The 9,655-nt window shown below is 55.6% G+C and carries 7 protein-coding genes; 6 read left to right on the top strand and 1 reads right to left on the bottom strand.

The window, feature by feature from the left end; all coding sequences use genetic code 11:
- The first annotated feature begins 261 nt into the window (after positions 1-261).
- From HW561_RS21085 to HW561_RS21060, 6 genes are all read left to right on the top strand, one after another.
- On the top strand, positions 262-885 hold the full coding sequence (locus tag HW561_RS21085) for a glutathione S-transferase family protein (protein WP_176867322.1): 624 nt from the start codon (positions 262-264) through the stop codon (positions 883-885).
- A gap of 55 nt (positions 886-940) precedes the next feature.
- Positions 941-2,587 carry an FAD-binding oxidoreductase gene (locus tag HW561_RS21080; protein ID WP_176867321.1) on the top strand — a complete coding sequence of 549 codons (1,647 nt, stop codon included), beginning with the start codon at positions 941-943 and terminating at the stop codon, positions 2,585-2,587.
- A gap of 268 nt (positions 2,588-2,855) precedes the next feature.
- Positions 2,856-4,061 carry a YcaO-like family protein gene (locus HW561_RS21075; protein ID WP_176867320.1) on the top strand — a complete coding sequence of 402 codons (1,206 nt, stop codon included), beginning with the start codon at positions 2,856-2,858 and terminating at the stop codon, positions 4,059-4,061.
- Positions 4,058-5,371 carry a TfuA-like protein gene (locus HW561_RS21070; RefSeq protein ID WP_176867319.1) on the top strand — a complete coding sequence of 438 codons (1,314 nt, stop codon included), beginning with the start codon at positions 4,058-4,060 and terminating at the stop codon, positions 5,369-5,371. The genes HW561_RS21075 and HW561_RS21070 overlap by 4 nt, the downstream gene beginning before the upstream one ends.
- A gap of 42 nt (positions 5,372-5,413) precedes the next feature.
- Complete coding sequence (locus HW561_RS21065) at positions 5,414-6,709, top strand: gluzincin family metallopeptidase (RefSeq protein WP_176867318.1); 1,296 nt, start codon at positions 5,414-5,416, stop codon at positions 6,707-6,709.
- Between the two features lie 149 nt (positions 6,710-6,858).
- Positions 6,859-7,752: a hypothetical protein gene (locus HW561_RS21060; RefSeq protein ID WP_176867317.1), complete on the top strand. Its 894-nt coding sequence runs from the start codon at positions 6,859-6,861 to the stop codon at positions 7,750-7,752.
- Between the two features lie 50 nt (positions 7,753-7,802).
- On the opposite strand, the gene HW561_RS21055 is transcribed toward HW561_RS21060, so the two are convergent.
- The gene (locus tag HW561_RS21055) at positions 7,803-9,530 is read right to left on the bottom strand and encodes an adenylate/guanylate cyclase domain-containing protein (protein ID WP_235963018.1); all 1,728 of its coding nucleotides are present in this window, start codon (positions 9,528-9,530) and stop codon (positions 7,803-7,805) included.
- Positions 9,531-9,655: the final 125 nt, after the last annotated feature.

Genomic DNA, 9,655 nt, shown 5'->3' with positions numbered 1-9,655 from the left:
TGTAAAATCTGGACTTCTGAGCCAGATCGATTCATCCTAAATCCGATCCACCAGATGCCGGGACTGAACACCTAGCAAAGTAGTGTTTTTCGCATTGCCCATATTAATTCACGTGTCAAAGTAAATTAGGTGTTCCCCAATCAAATGCACACCGTCCCGAACCCGTACACAAGTTCCGATGGCCCTCAGGCCAACGTCCCGACGATTACCCTGGTCTGAGCGATCTTGGTTTGAAATCCCCAACCAGAACTGGAAAATCCGATGACACCCATCAAACTGTATCGAAACCCAAAGTCCGGCCATTGCCACCGTGTTGAACTGATGCTCGCGCTGTTGGGGTTGCCTTATGAAACAGTTGATCTGGATATGGCCGCAGGTGCGCACAAGGCGCCGGAATACCTGAAGATCAGCCCATTTGGACTTGTTCCTGCTATCGATGACGATGGGTACACGCTGGCGGATTCCAACGCGATTCTCGTCTATCTGGTGCAGACCTACGCCAAAGGGTCCGACTGGATGCCCGAAAATCCCAAAACTGCGGCCGAGGTACAGCGTTGGCTCACCATCGCGGCGGACAATATCTATTCCGGCCCATGTGCCTCACGTCTGGTCAAAGTCTTTGGTGCGCCGCTCGATCACAACGCTGCCGTGACCAAATCCCGCATGTTGTTCAAGATGATGGAGGCGCATCTTGAGGGTCGCAACTGGCTGGCTGCTGACATGATCACGATCGCGGACGTCGCGTGTTACAGCTATATCGCACACGCCCCTGAAGGTGGTGTTGACCTGGCACCCTATCCGAATATCCGCACGTGGTTGGGGCGGATTGAGGCAGAACCGAAATTCGTCGGCATGGCGACCTCGCCCATTCCTGAACTGGCTTAAATCAAAGATCTGGCGTTACGCGCGCCAGTTCCACCTTCCTTTGAAAGGTACGGAAATGCTACAGGATACAGCTGACACTCCCTTCCATGCTGGCGAGCTTGAGGCACAGTCGCGCGCCGGTGTTGGCGATGTGGCCCAATGGGCGGGCGGGTTCATTCGTGATTATCTTCCCGCGCAGCATCGCGATTTTCACACCTCGCTGCCTTTTCTGGTGTTATCCGGCGCGGACGCAAACGGCCTCACTTGGGTGACGCTTGTTGATGGAAGCGGGGATTTTATCGGGTCGCCCGACGCACGCACGCTGACACTGGACACCTTTATTGACGATCAGGATCCCCTGGCTGCCGCCTTCAATGCAGGCACGGATGTGGGTGCTGTTGGCATAGAACTGGCCTCGCGGCGTCGCAACCGGTTCAGCGGCTATTTCCGCAAGACCGATACTGGCTACGCCATTGATATCCGGCAGACGTTCGGCAACTGCCCGCAATACATCCACGAACGCACCTGGTTCAGTGTGGCACGAAATACGCCTGCACAAGCTTTGAGCGGCACGGAACTGACCGCTTCCCAAATTGCCCTGATCCAGAGTGCGGACACGATGTTCATAGGATCCGGCCACCAAACGGGCGAAGATATGCCCTCGCGTGGCTATGATGCGTCGCATCGTGGGGGTGCGCCTGGATTTGTGCACGTCTCGGACGCAAGCCATCTGCACATCCCTGATTATGCCGGGAACAACTTTTTCAACACGATCGGAAACTTGATTACCGACCCTCATGTCGGTCTGGTTTTTATCGATTTTGAAACAGGCAGCTTGCTGCATATCTCGGGACGCGCCACCCTCGATTGGCAGCCCACGCATACCCATGACCCTGACGCGGGGCGTATGATCAACGTTGAGATCGATGCGGTCATCGAACGTCCGGGTGTGATGGCAATACGTTGGGCAAAGCAGGATCATCTGTCGCGCCGCTTCAAAGTCGCCCGGCGTGTGAAAGAGGCGCAGGACATCACCTCATTCTATCTGGTTCCAGTGGATGGCAAACCGGCAAAGCCGTTCAAGGCGGGTCAGCACCTGCCCATCGAAGTGCAGATACCTGGTCAGATCGGAACATCGAAACGTAGTTATTCCCTTTCCGGCGCCCCTGATGCGACCCACGGCTACCGTCTGAGCATAAAACGCGAAGACAAGGGTATCGTATCCCGTTATTTTCATGACAAAATTGGGGAAGGGGCAATTCTTGAGGCATCAAATCCTTCGGGTGATTTCGTTGTCCCGTGCAGTGAGTGTCCGTTGGTTTTGGTCAGCGTCGGTGTTGGCCTGACGCCCATGGTTTCGATGTTGCATGCAACGTTATCTGATGAAAAAGCGCGCCCCGTCTGGTTTGTACACGGAGCCAGAAATGGTGCCGAGCACGCTCTGCGCGATGAGGTCGCCAAGCTGGTGTCCCAACATCCCTCGGTGCAACAACGGATATTCTACAGCCGTCCAGAGGCCAAAGACCTTAAAGGCAAGCATTATGACAAAGACGGACGCGTAACTGCGCGGGCACTCTTGGCTTTAGATGCGGGTGCCGAGGCGCGTTACATGCTCTGTGGCCCGGCTCGGTTTTTGTCGGACATCAGAAAGGATCTGGAGAAAACAGGCATACCCCCCGAAAATATTCACGTTGAGGCGTTTGGTCCGGCCAGTAACGGCTGACGCTGCTACGCGAGAATAGCTTTCGAAAAGTAGACCCCGACTTTCGCGGCGTCGCTGCTAATTGGAAAGCAGGAGCTGATTGGCCGTTGTCCCGTTAACCGTCGTTCGCTTGTTGATGTCCTGACTTAGACGTAGATGACATTGATGAAGTCATCGTCAATCAGCTGCAAACGCCCCTGCTGTTGACCACAAGGGCTTGATCTATCATCCTGAAATGCAACAGACTGGTCTGGCGCAGTTTTTTAGATATTTTGGCAAGGTCAGCATCATGCCCGCAACGTCGCAAAAGCAATATGTGCTTGATACGCACCGTGCACGCGATCCTGAACGGACCCTGGAAATCGTTAAACCTCTGCTGCGGGACATGGGCATTACCCGGATTGCAAACCTGACAGGGTTGGATCGGATCGGGCTGCCTACGGTAATGGTCGCCCGGCCGAATTCCCGGTCGGTTGCGGTATCGCTTGGCAAAGGCCTGTCCCTGCGCGCGGCCGAGGCTTCGGGAGTGATGGAGGCGATTGAATCCTGGCATGCCGAGCGGATTCAATTGCCGCAACGTTTGGCCCGATACGCTGAGCTTGCACATGAAGCCCATGTTGTTGATGCGGCTGGCTTGCCGCGCGTTTCGGGTGGGCGTTTCGACCCGCATGGCAATATGTTGTGGGTTCAGGGGCGCGACCTGTGTGCGGATCGGCCATGCTGGGTTCCGCTTGAAATGGTCGATACGGACTATACGACGGCACCGGTTGGTGGTCAGGCGGCCTTTCCTCGAACGACGAACGGGCTGGCCTCGGGCAACAATGTGGTTGAGGCCAGTTGTCACGCGATCTGTGAACTAATCGAGCGCGACGCCACGACCTTGTGGCACCACCAGACACAAGCTGCGCGACTTGATCCCGACAGTGTTGATGACGCGCGATGCCGTCAGGCCATGGAAATGATAGCAGCCGCAGGGCTGCAGGTCGGGTTGTGGAACACGACCTCTGATATCGGTGTCGCCTGTTTTCGCTGCGTGATCTGCGAGGGGCAGGGACAGCCGGGCCATATTGGTATCGGCGACGGGTGCCATCCGGACCGGGCCATCGCCCTGCTGCGCGCCTTGACCGAAGCCGCGCAGACGCGGCTGACCTATATCTCGGGCGCGCGGGACGATCTGGACCCGGCCGAATTTACGGATCAGGCCAAGATGGACCGGGCGCGTTATGTGCATGATCTAATTGAAGGCTCACCGGCGCAGCGAAATTTTACGGATTGCCCGTCAAAAAGAACTGGGTCTTTTGACGAAGATCAGGAGTTGTTGCTGAGCCAACTCAACGCAGTTGGGATTTCGCAGGTGGTCACCGTCGATCTTTCGCGGCCAGACTACGGGATCGCGGTTGTTAGGGCCGTCATTCCTGGTCTGGAGGCGCCGCATGACGATCCGGATTATATCCCGGGACAGCGGGCGCAGCGCGTGCGGGAAGGGCTGGCATGACAGCAGTGGTTTTTGTGGGTCCCACTCTTACATCCGACGCGGTGTCCGAATGTCTGGATGCCACGATCCTGCCCCCGGTTCAGCAAGGCGACGTGTACCGCGTTGCCCGCGAAAACCCCAGTGCCATCGGGATCATTGACGGGTTTTTTGAAGGTGTTCCATCAGTTTGGCACAAGGAAATCCTGTGGGCGATGGAGCAAGGGATACCCGTGTTCGGCAGCGCCAGCATGGGAGCATTGCGGGCCGCTGAGTTGGCGGATTTTGGGATGATCGGCGTCGGTCGCATCTTTGACGATTATCAGAGCGGAGTCTTGCATGATGATGATGAGGTCGCCGTTCTGCACGGCCCCGCCGAGTTGGGCTATCCACCGCTGAGCGAACCGATGGTTTCGATCCGCGCGACCATTGAGCATGCACAGGCTGCGGGCGTTTTGCCGTCGGAAACCGCCGCAGCAGCGCTGCAACGCGCCAAGGGGATGCACTATCATGATCGGGTCTGGTCAAACATAACGGATGCGATGAAAGACCTTGCTGGTGGCGCCAAGTTTGCGGAATGGCTTGCCAAGGGCAAGATCGACGCCAAAGCGCAGGATGCCCGGGCCATGCTGGTGCGCATGTCGGAACATCTGGCCGAAGCGCCCGCGTCTACTCAGGTTGCGGTACGAACTGAACCAACTTTGGTCTGGAAGGGTCTGAGGGCGCGTGTCGATGGCAATGAGCCAGACTCTGATCGCGCCGTGGTTGATGAGGTGCGGCTGAACCCCAAACTGTATGCACAGTTGCGGGAACGCGCGGTTCTGGCCCTATTGTCACGAGAAGACGCCGCCCGACAGGATTGGGAACCCGACCGTGATGTCCTAGTCAGGCAGATGGCGGATCACAGGGCCGATGCAGGCCTTTCGCGCCGGGCGGACCTGATGGGCTGGCTAAAAGCCAACGACCTGAGCCCCGAGGGGTATGAGAAGATGCTGGCTGACGAGGCGCGGATCGACGCCGCCAAGGCCTTGCGAGCAGGGCGTTTGGACGCCTCGCTGCTGTCAGAATTGCGCCGTACAGGCCAATATGCCAAATTGCGAGACCGTGCAGCCAGCAAAGCAACCCGTGTGACACCCGATGGTAAGGGTGGTGCGGATCGGTTGCGCGTGTTGATATGGTATTTCGAAACATGTCTTGACCAAGAGGTGCCGGATGATCTTGAATCATACGCAGTTTCACTCGGTCTGACCGGGCGCGACGCATTTTATGATTTGATAGAAGCCGAATTTTTGTTTTGCCAAAGGGATGTCGGTGCGGATGAAGCCCCCGCTTAGGGAATTGTTTGATTAATCCGCGCACGGCACGGGAGGGCGTTTATGAACTTACCCGAGCACACCGACGAAGAGGAACCCGGCACCCGGTTTCTGTTGTTTCCGCAGTCGCCTTTTCTTGAGCCCGACGCGCAGCTGGAATTGGTTGAGATTTCCGCGCCCCAGGGCAGCATCGGGCCGGGACCGTCCGGGCCGCGCATGTACACCGTGAACCCTGTGGGCAAAACAACCCCTTACGGCGCGATTGTACCGGGGCCAAATGGGCCGGGGATGTACCTGCCGCCCTGGGACGGATACATTCATCCGCCCGCGATGCCTGATGAGTTTGGTAATTTCATCCATATCGACCCATCGGATCCTGCTTTTGAGGCGGCACACCTGTTTGGGTCCGCGCATTTCACTATGGATGTCTGGCAGGGCTATTTCGACCGGCCGATCCCATGGCATTTCGCCCGGGATTTCGACCGGCTGGAACTGTCCCTGCTGCCCAGTCTCGACAATGCGCATATCGGTTGGGGGTTTCTGGAAACCGGTGGCACGCATGAACATGGGGATGAATATCGCCCCTACAGCCTGAATTTTGACGTGGTTGCGCATGAAATCGGACATTCGATCATCTACAGCGTCATCGGGATGCCGACGGCCGGGGACGCATCCGGCGAATATTACGGATTTCATGAATCCGCCGCTGACTTGGTGGCCCTGCTTGCGTCGTTGCATTTTGGATCAGTGGTCGAAACGTTGCTCGAGAATACGCACGGGAACCTCTATACTTTCAACCGCCTGAACCGTTTCGCCGAACTGTCGGAAAATGCCCAGATCCGCACAGCGGCCAACAACCGGTCGCTGTCCGAATTCGCTGCGGGCTGGTCAAGCGAACACGCCCTGTCCGAGCCGCTGACCGGCGCAATGTTCGACATTTTTGTGGATATCTATCACGAGCGGTTGCTGATGCACGACCTGATCTCGGCCGAGGATGAGGATCTGTCCGATCAACTGGAGGACTCGCCCGATTACAGCGAGGTGATGCAGGGTATTTTCGATGCGAGGTACGCAGAAAACCCGGATGGATTCCGTATCGCCCTGCTTGAAGCGCGCGATTATCTGGGTACCTACCTGGCCGACGCATGGGGGCGTCTGGATGCGGATATGATCAGCTATTTCGGAGTGGAAAAGGCGCTGTTGGCTGTCGATCAGGAAATCACCGGAGGCGCGTTCCGACGAATTATCGAGGGCAATTTCCGCATGCGCGACATTGGCCTGACAACTGCAGGCCCACGCCTGCCCGAACCGGATGGCGACAGCCACGCGCACTCTGTACGCACGCAGGTACCGGGTTAGCGTCTAAAATTCTTTTTTTTAAAGCCATTTTGTGGCATGCAGTTATGGGGTGATTATTGTGGAACATTTTGGCTCGTTCATTTTTGGGCCGCTAAGAGGGGGAGACGTCGTCTGGAACTTCGTCAATCCCGTAATCGGGAGAGTAAATTATGACCGAGTCTTTACTGAGCTTTTCTGAAGTGTTGTTGTTTGGACGCACAGTCGATGATCTGAAGCTTAAAAAGGATACGCGGGTTCGCGTCGCGATAATTGACGATAGCATCGCAACCCTACCTGATATTACGAACGGCAAAATTGATGACGTGACCGTGAACGCCGGTGACAAAGTTCTGGTTCAGATTGACGACCCTGAAAAATCAGGGATTTATAAAGTCAAAAAAACCAACGCGGGCTTTATTCTTGACGACCGAAAGGTCGAGGCAAAAGGTGACTTCGTCTTTGTCAAGAAAGGTTCAAAATACAAACGTACATTCTGGAAGCAAACCGCAAAGCTCGAAGGTTCCCCCGAAGCGCAGAAGTTCAAATTTAAGGGTAAGCGCCGCCGCGGGAAAGGTGTAAATAATTTCCTCGGTGACCAATTCCTTGATGGTGGCCATCTCGCCAGAATTTATGGGTTTTCATATGAGGGCGTGTTCTATGAAATGCCGGAGCCTGTAATATTCTTGGTGCATGGCGACGGAGATTTCGTCAACGAATTCGGCACCCAAGGCAATACGGTTGATAATGCACCGGGAAATCTCGCCGCACGAGCGCCAAACAATCCCAGCCTGACCGGAATTGCCGCCGCCGATTTTCAGTTCGCCGACGACATTCGTGTGTGGGATTACAACAAGGCCGATTTCACAATCCGCATGGACGTCATGACTGGTCAATTCGAACAGGTTCTGCTGGATATCTATTTCGGCTTCGACAGCCCCGCAGTTGGTGGAGCCAAAGTTTCAGGTGCCAAAGTCAGCGGCGCGAAGGTCAGTGGCGCCAAAGTCAGCGGTGCAAAAGTGAGTGGAGCGAAAGTCAGCGGCGCAAAGGCGCGTGGCGGGGATTAACGTTCATCTTTGATCGAATTGACAAGGGCGCGCCGTCACCGCGCCCTTTTTCATGCCCGATCAAACCCGGCCTTTTTCAGACCTTCGACAAGGTGCTGCGTGTCCTCTTCCAACCGATCCGGTTGCACCGTCGCCCAGCGAGACAGTGAAAAGTTGGGGTGCGCTGTGCGATGTTTGTCCGTGATCTGACGCGCCAAATCCGTTTGACCAAGCTGAGCGTAGCTTGCTGCAAGCATGCGCTGTCCTTCGGTGGGGTTGTTCATCTTGTTGACGGTTTCGATGACGTCTTCATAGCGCCTGAGATTGTAATAGGCTCCGCCCAGATGCCATAGATATTGGTCCGGGAAATATGGATTCAGGCGCATTGCTTGCTGAAGATGCGTGATTGCCGTTTCATTGTCACCATAGTGGGCCAGCGCATCGGCATAATCCGAATGCATATCCGCGTCGTTTGGATTCAACGCGAGTGCCCGTTGATAGGATTGAAGCGCGGCGTCGTGCTCCTTGCGATAAAGGTTTACATACCCCAATTCGCCAAATCCGCGTGCGTCAGTCGGATCCAGTTCGATTGAGCGCTGAGCGAATGACAGCGCCTTCTCCAGAGCACCTGAAGAGTCTTCTGACCAGGAATATCGCCAGTCGATGTTCAGCGTCCGCGATAGTGCCGCGGCAGCACGGGCGTAACCTCCGTCCCGCTCAAGTGCGGACTGGTAAAATGTCTGCGCCTTGCGGTTGTCGTTTCGGGTGTATTTGAAGATATGGTGCTGGCCCTTCAGAACTGAGCTATATGCTTCCAGATCGGAAGGAGCCGACTTAACCATGCGCTGTTTTTCGTGCGACTCGATCATCACGGCAGTGGCGGCCACGATGCATTCGGTCACTTCGTCAAGGATATCAAAGATATCGTCGATTTTGCGATCAAACCTCTCGGCCCAGATGGTGCGCTCGGTACTGGCATCCACCAGCTCGGCCGTAATGCGGATGCGGTTGGCAGACCGGCGAACACTCCCGCGGGCGATATAGCGGACGTTCAATTTCTGCGCCGCCTCTTTCGGAGGCATGGACTGTGTCTTGAAGAAAAAGGACGAGTTCCTGGCAATAATGAAGAGATTCCGGAACTTGGACAGGTTCATAATGATGTCGTCTGTCAGCCCTTCGGCGATCCAGTTGTCCGACTCGTCGCCGCTGGTACTGCTGAAGGGCAGAATGGCGACAGAAGGTGTATCCGGGCGGTCTAGTAGATCCACCGGCAAGTCCGGACGCATTGTTCCGGCCAGTGTTGCGCCTGAAACCTCGCTGCGGACGCAATAGGTGGAGACGGGCGAAATAATGTTTTTCAACTGCCTTGAGCCCAGAAACTCATACCCGTAGCGCAGGCGGTTGCAGACCTGATCATAAACTGCGGCGCTGACGTAAACCCTCTCGGGTTCAGCAATTTCTTGAAGCCTTGCAGCAATATTGACGTTGTCGCCATGGATCCCGCGCTCATCAATCAGGATTTCCCCAAGATGGACACCGGCGCGGAATTTGATCCTTTGGTTTTCGGGGCGGGCCTGATTGTGCTGGCTTGCGATCCGATGCAGCTCTACCCCGAACTCGACTGCGCTGGTCGCGGTTTCGAACAGGGCAAGTATCCCGTCGCCGCGCACTTCGATTACGCGGCCATTAAAATTTGTGCAGGTTGATTCCAGTTGGCTGATCAAAGACTTCAAAGCGCTGTATGTATCCAGTTCATTCTCGCCCATAAGGCGGGAATAACCGACGACGTCGGCGAACAAGATTGCGCCTAGCTTCTGCGTAATTGGAGGGTTTGAACGGATGTCATTCACAGGAAATACTCGAATAGAGGGCTACTTTTGAACCCGGTGATAAGTCTAAAATAAAAAAGTTCTTAAATCTGGAC

The organism is Ruegeria haliotis, from assembly GCF_013377785.1.
In the GTDB taxonomy this organism is placed as follows: Bacteria; Pseudomonadota; Alphaproteobacteria; order Rhodobacterales; family Rhodobacteraceae; genus Ruegeria; species Ruegeria haliotis.
The sequence above is the reverse complement of the archived record's forward strand: the minus strand, read 5'-3'. Positions and strand labels throughout refer to the sequence as shown.

What these genes read in the sequence shown, in the direction of transcription:
- HW561_RS21085 (WP_176867322.1), top strand. Translation starts at nt 262, where the DNA reads ATGACACCCATCAAACTGTATCGAAACCCAAAGTCCGGCCATTGCCAC.
- HW561_RS21080 (WP_176867321.1), top strand. Translation starts at nt 941, where the DNA reads ATGCTACAGGATACAGCTGACACTCCCTTCCATGCTGGCGAGCTTGAG.
- HW561_RS21075 (WP_176867320.1), top strand. Translation starts at nt 2,856, where the DNA reads ATGCCCGCAACGTCGCAAAAGCAATATGTGCTTGATACGCACCGTGCA.
- HW561_RS21070 (WP_176867319.1), top strand. Translation starts at nt 4,058, where the DNA reads ATGACAGCAGTGGTTTTTGTGGGTCCCACTCTTACATCCGACGCGGTG.
- HW561_RS21065 (WP_176867318.1), top strand. Translation starts at nt 5,414, where the DNA reads ATGAACTTACCCGAGCACACCGACGAAGAGGAACCCGGCACCCGGTTT.
- HW561_RS21060 (WP_176867317.1), top strand. Translation starts at nt 6,859, where the DNA reads ATGACCGAGTCTTTACTGAGCTTTTCTGAAGTGTTGTTGTTTGGACGC.